Below are 18,903 nucleotides of genomic sequence, written 5' to 3' on the forward strand. Positions count from 1 at the left end.
GCGACGACCCGCCGACCGGAGGGAACCGTCCCCGCCGGACAGCGGGGACGGCCCCCTGGGCCGTCAGGCGATCTTCAGGACCGACAAGTCCAGCCGCCTCAGACGCTCGGGGTCCGCAAGGACCTCGATGGCGACGATCCTTCCGTCCACGACGGTGAAGGCCATGACGGACACCGGCTGCTTCTGCGGGACGACCACGACTCCGGCGGCGCCGTTGATGAGCGCCGGGCGGGCGAACGGGGACAGCTTGCCCCAGGAGGTCGCCTGCGCGGCCACCGTCGTCGCGCCCCGGACGGCGACCGTGAGGCCGGCGCGGGCGACGCCGCCGTCGGAGCGCAGGACGACGTCGGGGTCGAGGACGGAGACGAGGGCCTCGAAGTCGCCGTCGCGCGCGGCGGCGAAGAACGCGTCGACGGCGACGCGCTGGCGTGCGATGTCGGGGTCGGGCGCCGGGGCCCGGCCTTGTACGCGTCGACGGGCGCGGCTGGCGAGCTGCCGCGTCGCGGCCGGGGTCTTCTCGACGAGCGGGGCGATGTCGTCGAAGGGGACGTGGAACATGTCGTGAAGGACGAACGCGAGCCGTTCGGCCGGAGCGAGGGACTGCAGAACGACCAGCAGGGCCAGCCCGACCGAGTCGACGAGCAGTGCCTTCTGCTCCGGGTCGGCGTCGGCGGCACCGTCCTCGCGGCTGATGACCGGGTCGGGGATCCGTATCTCCAGGGGGTCCTCGCGCCGCTGCTCCCTCGACCGCAGCAGGTTCAGGCAGACGCGCCCGACCACCGTGGTCAGCCAGCCGCCGAGGTTGTCGATCTCGGCGGCGTCGGTGCGGTCCAGTCGCAGCCAGGTCTCCTGGACGGCGTCGTCGGCTTCGCTGAGCGAGCCGAGCATGCGGTAGGCCACGGCCCTCAGGCGGGGCCGGTGTTCCTCGAAGAGCCCGGTCACCGTGCTCACAGAGGCGGGGGAAGTTTTTTCGTCCACCTGTCACATTCCTTCTTCGCGGCGGGTCATAGAGGCAGAGGCAGAGATACAGACCTGGGAGATCATCTCCCGGGCGAGCACGTGGGAGATGATGGAGATGCCGGAGATGACCGCGAAGACCGCCCCCGTTCTGGTCACCGGTGGCACGGGCACGCTCGGCCGCGTCGTCGTACCGCTTCTGCGCGAGGCCGGTTGTACCGTCCGGGTGCTCAGCCGGCGTGGCGGCGAGTCGGGGGACGGCATCGAGCACGTCTCCGCCGACCTGCTCAAGGGCGAGGGCCTCGACGCCGCGCTGGAGGGCGTGAAGACCGTCCTTCACCTCGCAGGCGGCCCGAAGGGCGACGACGAGGCCACCCGGCACCTGGTGCGGGCCGCACAGCGTGCCGGTGTGCAGCACCTGGTGTACATCTCGGTCATCGGGGCGGACAAGCTGCCGCTGGGCTACTTCAGGGCCAAGCTGGGCGCGGAGCAGGCCATATCGGAATCCGGAATTCCGTGGACGACGCTGCGGGCCGCCCAGTTCCACGACCTGGCCCTGACGGTCGTGGAGAAGATGGCGAAGCTGCCGGTGGTGCCCGCCCCGGGCGGTCTCCGCTGGCAGCCGGTGGATGCGCGCGACGTCGCCGCCCGCCTCGTGGAACTGGCCCTCGGCCGGCCGGCGGGCCTGGTGCCCGACCTCACCGGGCCCACGGTGTACGGCCTGGGCGACCTGAGCCGCTGCTATCTGCAGGCGCGCGGCAAGCACAGGATGATGCTGCCCGTCCGGGTGCCGGGAAAGGTTGGTCGCGTCTATCGCGCGGGCGAGAACCTGACGTTGGAGGGCGCCTCGGTCGGGCAGCGCACCTGGGAGGACTTCCTCGCCGAGCGGGTGGCCGCCTGACGGCCGGACCGGCGCTCGGCCCCAGGCCGCGACCTTCCTACCCGCACCGTTGGCCCCGCAAGTGGTCGATGGCCATGCGGTCCGTCGCGTCCGCCGTGCCGCCGAGGCGGTGGACGAGGATCCAGCGGCCGTCGGGGAAGGCGCCGGCGAAGACCGAGGCGTTGCGTGTGGCGCCGTTGTGCCAGACGAGTTCGCCCGCCCGCCGCCATGCCGGGGCCGGTTCGCCGAGGACACGTTCCACCACCAGGCCGGTGAGGATGCGCGCCGCCGCCCGCGGGGTCGCCCACAGGCCGCCCGCGGGGAGGATCGCACCGGTCATCGTCCACGGCCGGAGCCGGCGGCCGAAGATCCCGGTCGGGATCAGACTGCGGTCCTGCGGCGGCCGATGAGTGACCTCGCTCCGTATGCCCAGCGGGCGCAGTACGTGCTCCGCCAGCAGGTCCATGTACGGGGCACCCGCCGCGGTCGCCAGCGCCGCCCCGAGCACCGCGTATCCGAGGTTGGAGTACTCCTCCCTCTCCCCTGGAGGAGTGACCGCGAGGGTGCCCAACCCGGCGGCCAGCAGGTCCTGCAGTGCCTGGTCGGTGAACGGACGGTACGGATCCGAGCGCTTCGCGCCCGGCAGCAGGGGCGGCAGGCGGGGCAGGCCCGAGGTGTGCTCCTGGAGCTGCCGCAGGGTGATGCCCGTGCCCGCCGGTGTCGCGAGCCGTCGCTCCACGGGGTCGTCGACGGAGACGACGCCCTGCGCCGCCAGCCGCATCAGCAGCGTTCCGGTCAGCACCTTCGTCAGGGAGCCGATCTCGACGAAGGCATCAGGGTCGTGGCCACGGCCGGTGTGGGGCGCGCAGAGGCCGTCGCTGCCGAGGACGCACGAAGGCGCAGAGGAGTCCATGGCAGCCCATACTGACGGACGGGTCAGGTCCGAGGGGGCGGAGCCCCCGTAGGAACGAGCGAACGGCCCGTCCGAGGAAGAGGTATTGAGGTCTGTTGTCAAGCGGAATATGATGCGCGGGCGCTGACAGGAATCCCGTACGTGCAACTGTGCGCCGTGTGACCGGACTTGTCCCGCTGGTTGCGGCGTGAAAGGTTGATCCGGAACGTTTGCTGCCGAGGCGCAAGCAACTGCGGGGGCGGGAGCGGGCGTCCTTGCATTCGGCTCCTCCGGCATGGTCCAGATTCCAGAGTCCCTGGTGGGGAGCCGACTTCGTGGTGCAGACAACCGTCATCGGTGTCAGTCCTTTCGGAGAGGCCGACCCGCGACTCGTCGCGGCCGTCCGCAGAGCCGGTGGGCTCGGCGTCCTCGACCTCGGTGGCGGGGGCCGGCACGCCCGCGAAGCCCTCGCCCTCGCCCGCCGTTGGACCGGCGGCGAGTTCGGCGTGCGCATTGCCGAGGACTGCGCACTCCGTCCGGACGAACTCCACGACCGGCATGCCCCCGGGCCGCACACCGTCCTGCTCGCCCCCGGCGCAGGCCGGCCCGAGGACTGGGGCCGGGGCGTCACCGTCCTGGCGGAGGCCCGCTCCCGGGCCGAGGCCCGTGCCGCGGTACGGGCGGGGGCGGCCGGTGTCGTCGCGCGCGGCAGCGAGTGCGGGGGACCGGCCGGCGAACTGTCCACCTTCGTGCTGCTGCAACAGCTGCTCGCCGACCCGGACGTGGGCGTCCCCGTCTGGGCGTGCGGCGGCATCGGGCCGAACACCGCCGCGGCGGCCGTGCTCGCGGGCGCCGCCGGCGTCGTACTCGACGTGCAGCTCGCGCTGCTGGACGAAGCGGCCACTCCGCCAGCGCTCGCCCGCCTGCTGCGCACGACGGACGGCACGGGCACGGTCCTCGCCGACGGGCGGCGCCTGGTGGACCGCGACCGACCGGGCCTTCCCGCCGCACTGCGGGACCGCCCCGTCCCCCTCGGCCAGGACGCCTTCCTCGCCCGCCGTTTCGCCCGCGACCACCGCACGGTGGGCGCCGCCGTACGGTCCGTGCGCGAGGGAATCGACCGGGCGCTCCGGGCCCCCGGCGGGCCCGAGGCGCTGCGCCCCCGATCCGCCATGAGCCGCTCGTTCGGCACCGAACTCCCCATCGCGCAGGGCCCGATGACGCGGGTCAGTGACCAGGCGCGCTTCGCCGCGGCCGTCGCGGAGGCCGGCGGACTCCCGTTCCTCGCGCTGGCCCTGTCCGGACCCGAGCGGACCAGATCCCTCCTGGAAGAGACCAGGGCCGCGCTCGGCGGGCGGCCCTGGGGCGTCGGCATCCTCGGCTTCGCGCCGGAGGACGTGCGCCGCGCCCAGCTCGACGCCGTACGCGAACTCCGCCCCACCCACGCCGTCCTCGCCGGTGGCCGCCCCGCGCAGGCCGCCGCGCTGGAAGCCCACGGAGTCCGTACCTTCCTGCAGGTCCCGACGCCCGGGCTGCTCGGGCAGTTCCTGGACGCGGGAGCCCGGCGCTTCGTCTTCGAGGGCGCCGAGTGCGGCGGCCACGTCGGTCCCAGCAACTCCTTCCCGCTCTGGGAGGCCCAGCTGGACGTCCTGGAACGGTTCCTGGACGACCACCACCGGCGGGAGCGGGACGAGCCACCGCAGATCGAGGTGCTGTTCGCCGGCGGGATCCACGACGAACGCTCGGCGGCCATGGTCGCGGCCCTGTCCACCGGGCTCACCCGACGCGGTGCCGCCGTCGGCGTCCTGATGGGCACCGCGTACCTCTTCACCCGCGAGGCGGTGGAGAGCGGCGCCGTCCAGCCGGGCTTCCAGCAGAGGGTGCTCACCGCGGAGAGCACCGTCCTGCTGGACACCGCGCCGGGCCACGTCACCCGCTGCGTACCGAGCCCGTTCACCGACACCTACCGCAGGCGCCAGGAGGACCTGCGCCGGCAAGGCGTCCACGGACGAGATGCCTGGGAGCGGCTGGAACGGCTCAACCTGGGACGGCTGCGCATCGCCGCCAAGGGCGTCGAGCGCGTGGACGACGAGCTCCGCCGGGTGGAAGGGGAACGGCAGCTCGACGAGGGCATGTTCATGGCCGGGGAGGTCGCGGTGCTCCGCGACGCCACCACGACCGTCGCCGAACTGCACCGTGCCGTGACGGACCGGGCGGCCGCCTTCTACGAGCGGCGCGCCGCGGAACTGACCGGCGACGCGCCGTCCGGGGCGACGTCCCGCACGACCCCGACACAGGCCCCCGCCCCGCCACCGCTCGACGTCGCGATCATCGGCATGGCCGGCATGTTCCCCGGAGCCCCCGACCTGCCCGACTTCTGGGCCCAGGTACTCGCCGGCACGGACGCGGTGACCGAAGTGCCCGAGGGACGCTGGGATCCGGCCCTCCACCACGGACCGGAAGCACCCGCGCACGACACCTCGGCGTCCCGATGGGGCGGCTTCCTGCCGGGCATCCCCTTCGACCCCCTGCGCTTCGGCATTCCACCGTCCTCGCTCGCCTCCGTCGACCCCGTGCAGCTGCTCGCCCTGGAAGCGGCCCGGCGCGCCCTCGCCGACGCGGGCTACGAGCAGCGTGACGTCCCGCGCGCACGCACCGCCGTGATCTTCGGGGCCGAGGCGGGCAGCGACATGTCCAACGCGACCGCCCTGCGCACCGTCCTGCCGTCCTACCTGGGCGGACGGCTCCCGGAGGACCTGGCGGAGCAGCTGCCCGCCCTCACCGAGGACTCCTTCCCCGGGATGCTCGCCAACGTCATCTCCGGCCGGATCGCCAACCGCCTGGACCTCGGCGGGGCCAACTACACCGTGGACGCCGCCTGTGCCTCCTCGCTCGCCGCCCTCGACGTCGCCTGCAAGGAGCTGACGACGGGCGCGGCGGACCTCGTCCTGTGCGGCGGCGCCGACCTGCACAACGGCATCAACGACTACGTCCTCTTCTCGTCGGTGCACGCACTGTCTCCCACCGGCCGCTGCAAGACCTTCGACGCCGGGGCGGACGGCATCGCCCTGGGCGAGGGCGTCGCCTGCGTGGTGCTCAAACGACTGGCCGACGCGCAGCGCGACGGCGACCGGGTCTACGCCGTCGTCAAGGGCGTCGGTTCCTCCAGCGACGGACGCTCCCGCGGCCTGACCGCGCCGCGGCCGGAGGGCCAGCGCACGGCGCTGGAGCGTGCCTACGCCCAGGCCCGGATCCCACCGGCCCGGGTCGGCCTGGTCGAGGCGCACGGCACCGGCACGGTGGTCGGCGACCGTACCGAACTCGACGTGCTCACCGAGGTGTTCCAGGAGTCGGGGGCCGAGCCGGGCGGGTGTGTGATCGGTTCGGTGAAGTCGCAGATCGGCCACACCAAGTGCGCGGCCGGTCTCGCCGGACTGATCAAGACGGCCCTGGCGCTGTACACCGGGGTGCGCCCGCCGACGCTGCACGTCCGGCGGCCCAATCCGGCGTGGCGGCCGGAGAGCAGCCCGTTCGTCTTCCACCAACGGGCCCTGCCCTGGGCCACGCCGTCCGGGGACCGGGTGGGCGGAGTGAGCGCCTTCGGCTTCGGCGGCACCAACTTCCATGCGGTGCTGCGAGGGTGCGACGACGAAGCGCCGCCACGTCAGGCCGCCGACGCCTGGCCCGCCGAGCTGTTCCTGTTCCGCGGCACGGCGGCGATCGAGGAGCTGCTGCGACTGGCGGAGACGGATACGGACACGGATGCGAAGACGGACACGGACGCGGACCGTGCGGTCGCCGGAACAGCCGCCGCGGACGGGACGGGCACGGCCCGCTGGCGGCCGTGGCGGCTCCGCGACCTGGCACGCACAGCGGCGCGCCGGGCCGCGGACCCGGCCGCCGGGCCGGTCACCGCGGCCGTGGTCGCCACCGACCTCGCCGAACTGCCCGGCCTGCTCCGGGCCGCGCTGGCAGGCCGCGCGGCGCCGGGTATCTTCGCGGCCGGGGCCGAGCGGAACGCCCCAACGGCCGAGGCCGAGCGGAACGACCACACGGCAGCCGCCGATCGCGGGTCCGGCAAGCTGGCCTTCCTCTTCCCGGGCCAGGGCAGCCAGCGGCCCGGCATGCTGGCGGACCTGTTCACCGCCTTCCCGGAGACGCACGAACACCTGCGCCGGGCCCCGGCCGCCACGATGTTCCCGCCGGCCGCGTTCGATACGGCCGGCCGGGACGCGCAGCGTGCCCGGCTCGCCGACACCCGACGGGCCCAGCCCGCCCTGGGCGCCGCCTGTCTGGCCGCCCACGAGGTGCTGTCGAAACTCGGAGTCCGCCCCGACATGGTGGCCGGTCACTCCTACGGGGAACTCGTGGCGCTGTGCGTGGCCGACGCGTTCCCCGCCGCGGACCTGCCGGAGCTGAGCGAGCTGCGTGCCGAGGCGATGCTGAGCGCGGCCGGGGACGAGCCGGGCGCCATGGCCGCCGTCACAGCGGGGGCGGCCGCGGTGGAAGCCGTACTGGCCGGGACCGGGCTCGCCGGCCACGTGGTGGTCGCGGGCCACAACTCCCCGTCCCAGACGACGGTCGCGGGGCCGGGCCCGGCGGTGCGCCAGGGCGTGGCGGCACTGCAGGACGCCGGATTCGGCGTGCAGCCGCTCGACGTGGCGTGCGCCTTCCACAGCCCGATGATGGCCGGCGCGGCGGAGACCTTCGCCGAGGTGCTCGCCTCCCGCCCCCTAGGGGCACCGGAGCTCCCGGTGTGGTCCGGGCTGACGGCGACCCGCTACCCGGCGGACCCCGCGGAGCTGCGGGCCCGCCTCGCCGGGCAGATCACGGCGCCGGTGCGCTTCGTCGAGCAGATCGAGGCGATGTACGCGGCCGGAGCGCGGATCTTCGTCGAAGCGGGTCCCGGCACCGTACTCACCGGTCTGGTGCGCGCCATTCTCGGCGACCGGCCGCACTTGGCCGTCCCCTTCGAGCCGCACCCCGACGCCGGGCTGCGCGGCCACCTGGAGACGCTGGCCCGGCTGGCGGTCTCGGCGGGCGTCCACGTCGACGCGGAAGCGCTGTTCGCGGGCCGGGACGCGGTGGTGGCCGAGCCCGGACGGACGCCGGAGCGCCCTGGCTGGATCGTGGACGGGCACCTGGTCCGCACCGCGGACGGCGGGCTGCTCCCCGGAGGCATGCGGCCGGCCCGGCGGATCGCACCGCTGACACCGCCCACGGGTGGTGACGGCGCGAACGGGACGGGACGGGTGGACCGGGCGGTCCTCCTCCAGGACTTCCTGCGCGGCAGCCGTGAGCTGGTCGCGGCACAGCGGGACGTCCTGCTGACGTACTTCGGCGGGACGGCGGCCATCCCGCCGCAGGCCCCCGTTCCGGTGGCGGAAACGGCCACCGGAACGGCAGCGACAGCGGCGGCTGAGACGGTGGTGACGGCCCGTCCCGCGGAAGCCGACGAGCCCGACCTGTTGCGTACGGTGCTGTCGGTCATCAGTGAACGGACCGGCTACCCCGTGGAGATGCTCGACCCCCGGCTCGACCTTGAGGCCGACCTGAGCGTGGACTCGATCAAGCGGACGGAGATCGCGGGCGAACTGGTGAAGCGGCTGGGAGGTGCGGGGGCACGGATCCCGGACGACGAGGAGCTGGAGGCCCTGACCCGGGCACGGACCGCGGCATCGATCGTGGAGTGGATGGACGCCCACACGGGCGGTCCGGCAGAGGCGGAGGACCTCACGTCGCGCCCGGCACCGGAGCCGGAGGACACCGCAGCCACAGAGCCGACCGGCGTCGCGCCCCGGCGGTACATCCTGCGGAGCGTGGCCCTGGACGACGCTCCGCCACCCGAGGGCTCCCCGGCCCTGCGGGACACGCACGTCCTCGTGCTCGGCGGCAGCGACCGTACCGCCCGCGCCCTCCTCGCCCGGCTCCGGGAGCACGGGGCGCACGCCACCCGCTCCGACGGCACGTCCGGAGACCCGGCCGGGCCGCTGGACGGGGTGATCCTGCTGGCCGGGCCCGCCGGGGAGCACGCCGGGCCCGTGTTGCCGGCCGCCTTCCCCCTCCTGAAGGACCTGCTCGGACGCGGACCGCGCCGCCTGCTGTGCGTACGGTGGACCGAGGACGGCGACCGGGTCGACGGGCTGGGCGGTTTCCTCCGCACCGTCGCCCGGGAGTACCCGGACACGGTCGCCCGCCTGGTGTCCCTTCCCGGCGGGCACGGGCACGGGCACGACACCGACGGTACGGCGGCCGCGATCGTCGCGGAACTCCTCTCGCCGGGCCGGGAATCCGTCGTCGTCCGCACCGAGGACGGCCGACGGTTCGGCACCGAGCCGCAGGAGGCCCCGCTGGGCCCGCTGCTCACGGACGACGAGTCCACGGCGGAGCGGGCGGCCGCGGCCCTCGGGCTCGGCCCGGAGTCTGTGCTGCTGTTCGCGGGCGGGGCGCGCGGCATCGCGGCGCGCGTCGCCGTCGCCTTCGCGGCGGCCGCCCGCTGCCGGGTCGAACTGCTCGGCCGTACGCGCACGGCCGACAACCCCGAGCCGCCCGGGATCGCGGGCGTCACCGGGCGCGCGGCGTTGCGGGCGGCACTCGCCGGGAGCGGCGGGCTCCGTCCAGCGGAGATCGACCGCCAAGCTGGTCTCGTCCTGGCCCGCCGCGAGATCGAGGCGACCCTCGCCGCGATCCGCGCGGCTGGCGGCGAGGGCGGATACCGTTCCGTCGACCTGCGGGACGCGCAGGCCGTCGAACAGGCGGTCAAGGAGACCCACGCCCGCTACGGACGCATCGACGGGTTGGTGCACGCCGCCGGCGTCATCGAGGACAGACTCATCGCCGGCAAGGACCCGGCGTCCTTCACCCGCGTCCACGACACGAAGGCGGAGAGCGCCCGCACTCTCTTCGCCGCGCTGCGCCGGCTCCCCGCACCACCCCGCTTCACCGTGCTGTTCGGCTCCGTCGCGGCCGTGTACGGCAACCGGGGCCAGGCGGACTACGCCGCCGCCAACGACGCCCTCGCCGCACAGGGCAGGGCATGGCACCGCTCCACGGGCACGCGGACGGTGACCGTCCACTGGGGGCCGTGGGCCCCGGACGGCACGCACGGCGGGATGGTCGGCCCCGAACTCGCCCGGGAGTACGCCCGGCGCGGCATCGGCCTCATCGACCCCAGGGAGGGGACGCTCGCCCTGCTGCGCGAGCTGACCTGGGGCGACGACGGCACGTGCGAGGTCGTCTACGCCGCTCCGGGGTGGTGACGGTGAACCACGGTCGTTCCGGGAACCCCGCACAGGAACCGGTGGCCGTCACCGGCATGGCGGTCGTGCTGCCCGGCGCGGGCGACCTGGACTGCTACTGGCACAACCTCCTCACCGGCGTGGACGCCGTCTCCGAGGTGCCGCCGGGGCGCTGGGACGAGGACGAGTACCGCTCCGGTGCCCTCTCCTGCCGACGCGGCGGCTTCGTCGACGACCGGCTCACCGGCTTCGACCCCGTCGCCTTCGGCATCATGCCGGACTCCGTCCCGGCCACCGAGCCCGACCAGCTGATCGCCCTGCACACGGCCGCCGCCGCGATCGCCGACGCGGGCGGCCTCTCCACGGTGGACCCCGCACGGGTCGGAGTGGTGCTGGGCCGCGGCGGCTACCTCACGCCCGGGCTGGCGCGGCTCGACCAACGCGTCCGCACCGCAGGCCAATTGACCCGCACGCTGGGAGAGCTGCTGCCCGGGCTCGGCCAGGAGCGGCTGGCCCGGGTCCGTACCGCCTTCGAAGAGGCCCTGGGACCGGACAGCCCCGACGCCGTCATCGGCCTGGTCCCCAACTTCGCCGCCTCCCGCATCGCCAACCGGCTCGACCTGCGCGGTCCCGCCTACACGGTCGACGCGGCCTGCGCCTCCTCCCTGCTGGCGGTCGCCCAGGCCGTGGGCGAGCTGACCGCGGGACGCTGCGACGTGATGCTCGCCGGAGGCGTGCACCACTGCCACGACGTGACCTTGTGGACGGTGTTCACCCGGCTCGGCGCCCTCTCCCCGACACAGCGGATCCGCCCCTTCCACCGGGACGCGGACGGTGTGCTGATGGGCGAGGGCACCGCGGTGCTCGTCCTCAAACGGCTCGCCGACGCCGTGCGCGACGGCGACCGGGTGTACGCGGTGGTCCGGGGCACCGGAGTGGCCGGCGACGGGCGCGCCGCCGCCCTGGTGAACCCGGACCCGGACGGACAGACCCGGGCCGTCCGGCTCGCCTGGGAGGCGGCCGGCGCGGACCCCGCCGCGCCCGGCGCGATCGGCCTGCTGGAAGCGCACGGCACGGGAACCCCCAACGGCGACGCGGCCGAAATCACCACGCTGCAGCGGGTGTTCGGCACCCCGCGCGAACCGGACGCGGTGATCGGCTCGGTCAAGTCGATGATCGGCCACACCATGCCGGCGGCGGGCGCCGCGGGCCTGGTCAAGGCCGCGCTGGCCCTCCACCACCAGGTGCTGCTGCCCACCCTGCACTGCGACGACCCCCACCCCGGGCTGCTCGCCACCCGCTTCCGCCCGTCCCCGGTGGCCCGCCCCTGGGAGGCCGAGGTGCGCCGGGCCGGGGTCAACGCCTTCGGCTTCGGCGGCATCAACGCCCACGTGGTCCTGGAGGAGTTCCGCCCCGCGGCGGGGAAGAGACGGTCCGCGTCCACGACGCTCCGGGTCGACGAGCCCGAACCGGTCCTGCGGATCGCGGCGGACAGCACGGAGGAACTGCGCGCACTCCTCGCGACCGACGACGCCCAACTGCGCGCCCGAAGGGACACCGGCGCCGGGGGCACCCGGCTGGTCGTGGCCGGGCCCGGCGCCGACCGTCTCGCACTGGCCCGCAAAGTGGCCGCCCGCGGCACGGCGTGGGGAGGCCGCCGCGAGGTGTGGTTCGCGCCCCGGCCCCTGCTCGGACCGGCCGGCGGCCGTACCGCCTTCCTCTTCCCCGGCCTGGAGGCCGGGTTCACCCCCCAGGGCGAGGACGTCGCCCGCCACTTCGGACTGCCCCGCCCCACCTGGCAGCAGGCCCGCGTCGGCGCCGTCGCCGAGCACGGCGCCGCCGTCGTCGACCTCGGCCGGCTCCTGGCCACCGCGCTGCGCCGCACCGGCGTCGGCGCCGACGCCCTGGCCGGGCACAGCGTGGGGGAGTGGACCGCCATGGCCGTCGGCGGGATCTTCGCCGACAAGGAAGTGGACGCCTTCCTGAGGGACTTCGACCCCCTGGCACTGCGGGTCCCCGACCTGGTCTTCGTGACCTACGGAGCGCCCGCCGCCCAGGTGGAGGCGGCCCTGACCGGGACCGGCGACGTGGTCCTGTCCCACGACAACGCCCCGCACCAGTCCGTGGCCTGCGGCCCCGCGGCCCAGGTGGAGAAGGTCACGGAACGGCTGCGCCGCGAGGGCGTGCTCGGCCGTACGCTGCCCTTCGCGTCCGGCTTCCACACACCCATGCTGGCGCCCTACCTCGGGCCGATCCGGGAGGCGATGCGGCGCTTCACCCTGCACCGCCCCTCGGCGCCGGTCTGGTCGGGCACCACCTGCGCGCCGTTCCCGGACCGGGAGGCGGAGGTCCGTGAGCTGGCCGTGCGTCACCTCCTGGAGCCGGTGCGGTTCCGCGGACTCGTCGAATCCCTCCACACGGCCGGGTTCCGGGCCTTCGTCCAGGCGGGCCAGGGCCAGCTGCCCGCCCTCGTCGACGACATCCTCGCCGACCGCGAGCACCTGGCGGTCACGGCCGGAAGCACCGACGGCGACGGCCTGGGCCAGCTGCGCCGGGCGGTGGCCGGCCTGTGGGCGTACGGGGCGGAGCCCGAATTCGCCGCCCTGGCCCCCGGGGGAGGCCGCTCCACCGGCACCGTCCCCCTGCCGCCCGCGGCACCGGCCCGGCCGGACGTACGGCTCGGCCTGGACGCCGGACCCGTCCACCTGGAACCCGCCACCCGGGACCGGCTCCGCACGGAGCTGCGCGACGCCCTCACCGGCGGGGGAAACCCCGGCACCGGTCAGCTCGACGCCGCCGCAGGGCGGTTCCCGGAGGCGGCCCAGCTGCGCGCCCTGCTGACCGAGACGGCCGACACGGCCGCGGCCCTCTTCGCGGCGCACTCCGCCCCCGGCACGGCCGCGGCGGCCCCTCCGGCGTTCCAGGACGCGACCGAAGGCCCCGCCCCCCGCACGGCCGCGGCGGCCCCGCTGCCGCCTCAGACGGTCCCGGCCACCGGGGCCGCCTCCGGCCCGGCGAGACCGCCCCACGCGGCGGACCCTGTCCGGACCACCATGCTCCGGGTGGCCCTCGACACCATGCCCCACCTCACCGACCACTGCTTCTACCGCCAGCGGCCGGACTGGCCCGACCTCGCCGACCGCTGGCCCGTCGTCCCCGCGACGACCATGATCGGGCACATGACCGAGGCCGCGGCCGCAGCCGGCACCGGTGTCACGGTCGCCGTCCGCGACGCCCGCTTCCTCGCCTGGCTGGTCGCCGAGCCCGCCGTCGACGTCACCACGGCCGTCCGGACCGTCCCCGGCCGCCCCGCCTGCCACACCGTCGAATTCGGCCGGTACGCGCGCGCGGAGACCGAAACCGCACCCCGCCACCCGGCACCGCCCGCCCTCTGGCCCGTCCCGGCCGGTGAAGAAGCGCCCACCGTCTCGGCGCGGCGGATGTACGACGAGCGCTGGATGTTCCACGGCCCCCTCTTCCAGGGCGTCACCGCGATCACCGGGCTCGGCGCACGCCACGTCCGGGGCGTCATCACCGCACCCCCCGCACCCGGCGCGCTCCTCGACAACGCCGGACAGCTCCTCGGCTACTGGCTGATGGCCACCCGCCCCGACCGCACGGTCGTGCTGCCGGTCGGCATCCACGAGATCCGCTTCCACGGCCCGGAGCCCGCGGCCGGTGAGCGCCTCGACTGCCACGTCCGCATCACCACCCTCACCGAGACCCGGCTGGTGGCCGACATCCAGCTCAGCCACCGCGGAACCGTCTGGTGCGAGATCACCGGCTGGGAGGACCGCCGGTTCGACTCGCCGCCCGCCACCGACGCCTTCCGCCGCAGACCCGAGGACAGCACCCTCGCCCGGATCCAGCCCGGCGGCTGGCACCTGGTCTTCGAGCACTGGCCCGACCCGGCCTCCCGCGAGCTGATGATGCGCAACCTGCTGGGCGGTGCCGAACGGGACGCCTACGCGGCCCGTCCGGCGCGCGGCAGACCGCAGTGGCTGCTCGGCCGGATCGCCGCCAAGGACGCCGTACGCCACCACCTGTGGCAGCACGGCGCCGGCCCCGTCTTCCCCGCCGAGATCCGGGTGCGCAACGACGACACCGGCCGGCCGCACCCCGAAGGAGTGCACGGCCGGGAACTGCCGCCCCTGGACCTCTCCCTCGCCCACTGCGCGGAAGCCGCCGTCGCCCTGGCCCGCCCGGCGGGCGCCGCGCCCGCAGGCATCGACATCGAGGAGATCACCGAGCGGCCGGAGGCCACCCGCGACACGGTCCTGGCCCCCGAGGAACTCCCGCTCCACGACCGCCTCGGCTGCGGCGCGCGCACCCTCGTCCGTTTCTGGACGGCCAAGGAGGCCGCGGCCAAGGCCGAAGGCACCGGTCTGCGCGGCAGACCGCGCGACTTCCGCGTCACCACCGCGGACGGAGACCGGATGACGGTCCGTACGCCCTCCGGCCGCACCCACTCCGTCTCCCTCGCCGAGGTCGGCAACCCGCCGGGCCTGCGCCCCCGCCGCTACGTCGTCGCCTGGACCGAGGACCCCCACCGGCAGCACCACGAGGAGAAGCCCTCATGACCACCACCCCCACGCCCGACGCCGTCACCCCCCTCCCGGGGACCGACGAGTGCGCCGTCCTCGCCGAGCTCACGGAGGCACTGCACGCCGTCGTCCCCGAGATCGCCCTTGAGGGCACGGCCGTCACCATGGACACCCGCTTCGTCGAGGACCTCGACCTGGAGTCCATCGACCTGGTCACCCTCACCGCCGAACTCGGACGCCGCTACGGCGACCGGGTCGACTTCCCGGCCTTCTTCGCCTCCCTCGAACTCACCGAGATCATCGAGCTCTCCGCCGGGCAGCTCGTCCGCTACATCGCAGGGCGCCCGAGGTGACGACGGCCCGCCGCCCGCGCCTGAACGTGGCCCGCATCGGACGACCCGGCGAGGACACCGCCGTCCTGGTCCACGGCATCGCCACGGACAACCTGACCAGCTACTACTTCACCGTGGCGCCGGCGCTCGCCGAGGCCGGACACGACGTGGTGATGTACGACCAGCGCGGCCACGGCCGCAGCGAACGTCCCCCCAGCGGCTACCGGCTGGAGGACTTCACCGGCGACCTCGCCGCCCTCGTCGACGGCATGGACACCACCGGGCCGGTCCACCTGGTCGGGAACTCCTTCGGCGGCACCGTCGCCTTCGACTACGCCCTGCGCCACCCCGACCGGGTCGCCAGCCTCCTCGTCGTGGAGTCCGAGCCGCCCACCGCGGCCTGGGCCACGAAGATGAGCACCCTCCTCGAGGACTCGGCGAACAGACTCCGCGACGGGCGGGCCCTGCCCTGGATCGAGCGGAACTACGGCCGGCACTCCGCCCGGCTCGTACGGCGGGCCCGCCCGCTGCTGCAGGAGACGACGATCGCCGCCGACATCGCGACCAGCCGGATACCCGCCGAGGAACGCTGGCGGGACCTCGACGTGCCCGTCCTCGCGGTCTACGGGAACACCTCCGACCTCGCGGACACGGCCACCCGGCTGGAGGCCCTGCTCCCCAACTGCCGCACCCACCAGGTCGCGGGCCACGGCCACTCCGTCCTCGTGGGCGACCCCCGGACCGTCGGGACGCTCATGCTCGACTGGATCCGCACGGGGCACCGGCACCGGGCGAAGGCCGTTCGCGTATGAGGCGATTCCTCTTCGTCGTGCCGCCGCTCGTCGGGCACATCAACCCCGCCGTCGCGGTGGCCGCCGAACTCACCCGCCGCGGCCACCGGGTCGCCTGGGCCGGGCTCCCCGGACTCGTCGAGGAGCTGGCAGGGCCCGACGCCGACATCCACCCCTGCGCGGCACCCCACGACCTGCGCCGACCGCCGGGACTCCGCGGGGTCGCGGCACTGCGCTTCCTGTGGCAGGACTTCCTCGGGCCGCTCGCCACCGCGATGGCGCCCGGCGTGGAACGGGCCGCCGCCACCTTTCGCCCGGACGTGATCGTCGCCGACCAGCAGGCGCTCGCCGGGACCCTGACCGCCGAACGGCTCGGCATCCCCTGCGCGACCTCCGCCACCACCTCCGCCGAGTTCTCCGGCGCACTCGCCGGAACCCCGAAGGTGGAGGAATGGATCCAGGGAGTGCTGGCCGGATTGCGGGACGCCCTCGGCGACCCGGCGCGCACCCACGACCCCCGCTTCTCACCCGGGCTCGTCCTCGCCTTCACCACCACCGCCCTGACGGGGGAGTGCACCGCGCCCCCGCAGACCCGGTTCGTGGGCCCCGCCCTCACCGGACGGCCCGACCCCGCACCCTTCCCCTGGGACCGCCTGGCCCCCGGCCGGCCCACCGTCCTCGTGTCCCTCGGAACCGCCAACACCGACATCGGCGGCCGCTTCCTCACCGAGTGCGCAGCGGCCGTACGGGACCGGGCACCACGCCTCCAGGCCGTCATCGCCGACCCGGGCGGGGCGCTCGACGGCACCTCGGACGACACCCTGCTGGCCGTACGGCACCTGCCGCAACTCGCCCTGCTGCCCCGGGCCACGGCGGTCGTCTGCCACGCCGGCCACAACACCGTCGCGGAGTCCCTGCTGCACGGGGTGCCCCTGGTCGCCGCCCCCATCCGGGACGACCAGCCCGTGATCGCCGCACAGCTCACCACAGCCGGTGCCGGGGTCAGGATCCGGTTCGGCCGCAGCGACCGCCACACGATCGGCGCCGCACTGGACGCCGTCCTCACCGATCCCCGGTACCGCGCGGCCGCCCGCCGCGTCCGGCAGTCCTTCCGCGCCGCGGGAGGCGCCGCCGCGGCCGCCACGCACCTCGAAGCATTCGCCGCCACCACACGACAGGGAGAACCAGGAACACCATGAACCGGACCCAGGAGGTCGACCGGCTCCGTGTCGACTACCAGCGCGAACTCGCCCTCGGCACGGACCGCTTCCACGCGCCCAGGCGCACCACCTGCCCCTGGTGCGACTCCTCCCGCCTGCGGACCCGGCTGCGCACCGTCGACCTGCTCCAGCACAAGCCCGGCACCTTCGTGATCGACCAGTGCCGCGACTGCTCCCACTCCTTCCAGAACCCGCAGCTCACGCCCGAGGGTCTGGACTTCTACTACCGGGACTTCTACGACGGCCTGGGAGCCGAGCTGGCGGAATGGGTCTTCAACGGCAAGGGCAACCACAAGCGTTATCTCGCCAGTGCCCGTGCCTTCCTCCCGTTCGGCACCCCCCGCCGCTGGCTGGACGTCGGCACCGGGCACGGGCACTTCCCCCAGACGGCCAGGACGGTTCTTCCGGCCACCGTCTTCGACGGTCTCGACGTCAGCGAAGGAGTCGAGGAGGGCAAGCGCCAGGGCCGGATCGCCGAGGCGCACCGCGGCCTCCTCACCGACCTCGCCCCCAAGCTGGAGGGCACGTACGACACGGTGAGCATGTTCCACTACCTGGAGCACACCACCGACCCGCGCGCGGAACTGACCGCCGCCCGCACGGTCCTCGCCCCCGACGGTCACCTGATCATCGAGGTCCCGGACCCGGAGTGCCTGTCGAGCGGGATCCTGGGCCGCTGGTGGATGCCCTACTTCCAGCCCCAGCACCTGCACCTCATCCCGCTCGCCAACCTCCGCCGCGAACTGGAGGCTCTCGGCTACACCGTCGTCGCCGTCGAACGGCACGAACCGCACATCCCGTTCGACATCACCGGCGCCGCGGTCCTCGCCCTCGCCCACGCCCTGCCGCCCGCCGACGACCCCTGGCACGCCGCCCCGCCCAGCGGTCCCCAGCGCAAAGCCCGTGCGGCCCTGTTCTGGTCGGCCGTCCCCCTGCTGGCCGGTGTGTACGGCGCGGAACAGCTGCTCGCTCCGCTCCTCCGCCGTACGCGACTCTCCAATGCGTACCGGATCGTGGCACGCAACGGAACCGCGGACTGACCACCGCATTCGCGGCCGGCACCGACCTGGCGCGGTTCAGGCGAACCGCAGCAGCGTCACCGCGGGGGAGATGGACCGGAAGGCCGGCACCAGGTGTTGGTACTGGATGAGCCGGCCCGTCACCCCACGGCCGCGCGCCATGGTCAGTGCCCGCACGTCCGTGATGCGCGGGTGCACCGCGTACAGCCGGGAGCGGTCACCGGGCGCCATCGACCAGTGCATCGGCGGGATGGTCAGCTCACCGATCCGGATCTTCCCTTCGCGCGTCAGTCTGGTGATCCAGCGGGGCATCGAGTCCAGGACCAGTACCCCGCCGGGCAGCCGGTCGGCACACGCGGCGATGATGTCCCTCACCTCGCGGGGCCGCAGATACATCATCAACGCCTGCGCGGTCACGATCGTGCCCCGCTCCGGGGCGTCGACCTCGTCCAGCCAGCTCAGGTCGGTGGCGGACCGGGCGAGTACCCGCACCCGCGAGTGCTCCGGCAGCAGGGCACGCCTCAACCCGACGGCCTCCGGAAGATCGACGCTCAGCCAGCGCAGCCGCCCGTTGTCCACCCGCCAGAACCCCGTCTCCAGGCCCTCGCCGAGCGCGACGACGGTCGCCTCCGGATGCCGCTCGGTGTACTGCCGCACCGCCCGGTCGAAGGTCAGGGAGCGTAGCCCTTGCACCTGGGAGAAGAGCGGATGCGGAGGCCCCAGCCGTTCCTCGAAGGGGTAGTCGAGCTTCCGGACCAGTGCCCCGGCCATCGGATCGTCCAGCACCGGATCGGCGTGCTCCGCCTCACAGGCCCGGTTCCACAAGGTCCACAGCAACGTCTCCGGCAGGCCGCTCAACTCCGCCTTGACCTTGGCCGTAGCTGTGGCATCGCTACCCTGCCCGTGCTCAGCGCCCATCGTCACGCCCTGACACTACACAGCCGGGCCGGTGGCTCGGGGGCCTGACGCGGATACGGCGAACTCGCGGACGGTCGTTGAGCGGCCGTCAATCGAGCGGTGAACACATCCA

General features: G+C 74.4%; 10 protein-coding genes. 7 read left to right on the forward strand and 3 right to left on the reverse strand.

Features of this window, described 5'->3' with window-relative positions:
• Window positions 1–63: 63 nt before the first annotated feature.
• Window positions 64–978 carry a sigma-70 family RNA polymerase sigma factor gene (locus LE181_RS22050; protein ID WP_225663246.1) on the reverse strand — a complete coding sequence of 305 codons (915 nt, stop codon included), beginning with the start codon at window positions 976–978 and terminating at the stop codon, window positions 64–66.
• A 106-nt stretch (window positions 979–1,084) separates the two neighbouring features.
• Between LE181_RS22050 and LE181_RS22055 the strand changes: the two genes are divergently transcribed.
• Window positions 1,085–1,858, forward strand: coding sequence for an SDR family oxidoreductase (locus LE181_RS22055; RefSeq protein WP_225663247.1), 774 nt, complete (start codon window positions 1,085–1,087; stop codon window positions 1,856–1,858).
• Between the two features lie 37 nt (window positions 1,859–1,895).
• Here LE181_RS22055 and LE181_RS22060 read toward each other — a convergent pair whose 3' ends face one another.
• Entirely contained in the window at window positions 1,896–2,750 is an 855-nt protein-coding gene (locus LE181_RS22060) for a serine hydrolase domain-containing protein (RefSeq protein ID WP_225663248.1), read from the reverse strand.
• A 314-nt stretch (window positions 2,751–3,064) separates the two neighbouring features.
• Here LE181_RS22060 and LE181_RS22065 point away from each other — a divergent pair, with 314 nt between their 5' ends.
• Genes LE181_RS22065 through LE181_RS22090 form a run of 6 tightly spaced genes read left to right on the forward strand, consistent with a single transcriptional unit; the run spans window position 3,065 to window position 17,894 of the window.
• Window positions 3,065–9,988, forward strand: a complete 6,924-nt coding sequence (locus LE181_RS22065) for a type I polyketide synthase (RefSeq protein WP_225663249.1) — start codon at window positions 3,065–3,067, stop codon at window positions 9,986–9,988.
• Window positions 9,989–9,990: 2 nt separating this feature from the next.
• Entirely contained in the window at window positions 9,991–14,547 is a 4,557-nt protein-coding gene (locus LE181_RS22070; RefSeq protein ID WP_225663250.1) for a type I polyketide synthase, read from the forward strand.
• Window positions 14,544–14,864, forward strand: coding sequence for an acyl carrier protein (locus tag LE181_RS22075; RefSeq protein ID WP_225663251.1), 321 nt, complete (start codon window positions 14,544–14,546; stop codon window positions 14,862–14,864). The genes LE181_RS22070 and LE181_RS22075 overlap by 4 nt, the downstream gene beginning before the upstream one ends.
• Window positions 14,861–15,655, forward strand: a complete 795-nt coding sequence (locus LE181_RS22080; RefSeq protein ID WP_225663252.1) for an alpha/beta fold hydrolase — start codon at window positions 14,861–14,863, stop codon at window positions 15,653–15,655. The genes LE181_RS22075 and LE181_RS22080 overlap by 4 nt, the downstream gene beginning before the upstream one ends.
• Window positions 15,652–16,833 carry a glycosyltransferase gene (locus tag LE181_RS22085; protein ID WP_225663253.1) on the forward strand — a complete coding sequence of 394 codons (1,182 nt, stop codon included), beginning with the start codon at window positions 15,652–15,654 and terminating at the stop codon, window positions 16,831–16,833. Before LE181_RS22080 ends, LE181_RS22085 begins: the two co-directional genes overlap by 4 nt.
• Entirely contained in the window at window positions 16,830–17,894 is a 1,065-nt protein-coding gene (locus LE181_RS22090) for a class I SAM-dependent methyltransferase (RefSeq protein WP_225663254.1), read from the forward strand. Before LE181_RS22085 ends, LE181_RS22090 begins: the two co-directional genes overlap by 4 nt.
• 36 nt (window positions 17,895–17,930) lie before the next feature.
• Here the strand turns inward: LE181_RS22090 and LE181_RS22095 are convergent, their stop codons facing one another.
• A complete protein-coding gene (locus LE181_RS22095; RefSeq protein ID WP_225663255.1) occupies window positions 17,931–18,791 on the reverse strand; it encodes a class I SAM-dependent methyltransferase in 861 nt (286 codons plus the stop codon).
• Window positions 18,792–18,903 lie beyond the last annotated feature (112 nt).

Source organism: Streptomyces sichuanensis (genome assembly GCF_020328095.1).
GTDB classification, from domain to species: Bacteria; Actinomycetota; Actinomycetes; order Streptomycetales; family Streptomycetaceae; genus Streptomyces; species Streptomyces cinnamoneus.

Excerpts from the sequence above, each read along its gene's own strand:
- LE181_RS22055 (WP_225663247.1), top strand. The coding sequence starts at position 1,085 with ATGACCGCGAAGACCGCCCCCGTTCTGGTCACCGGTGGCACGGGCACG.
- LE181_RS22090 (WP_225663254.1), top strand. The coding sequence starts at position 16,830 with ATGAACCGGACCCAGGAGGTCGACCGGCTCCGTGTCGACTACCAGCGC.
- LE181_RS22095 (WP_225663255.1), bottom strand. The coding sequence starts at position 18,791 with ATGGGCGCTGAGCACGGGCAGGGTAGCGATGCCACAGCTACGGCCAAG.
- LE181_RS22085 (WP_225663253.1), top strand. The coding sequence starts at position 15,652 with ATGAGGCGATTCCTCTTCGTCGTGCCGCCGCTCGTCGGGCACATCAAC.
- LE181_RS22060 (WP_225663248.1), bottom strand. The coding sequence starts at position 2,750 with ATGGACTCCTCTGCGCCTTCGTGCGTCCTCGGCAGCGACGGCCTCTGC.
- LE181_RS22075 (WP_225663251.1), top strand. The coding sequence starts at position 14,544 with ATGACCACCACCCCCACGCCCGACGCCGTCACCCCCCTCCCGGGGACC.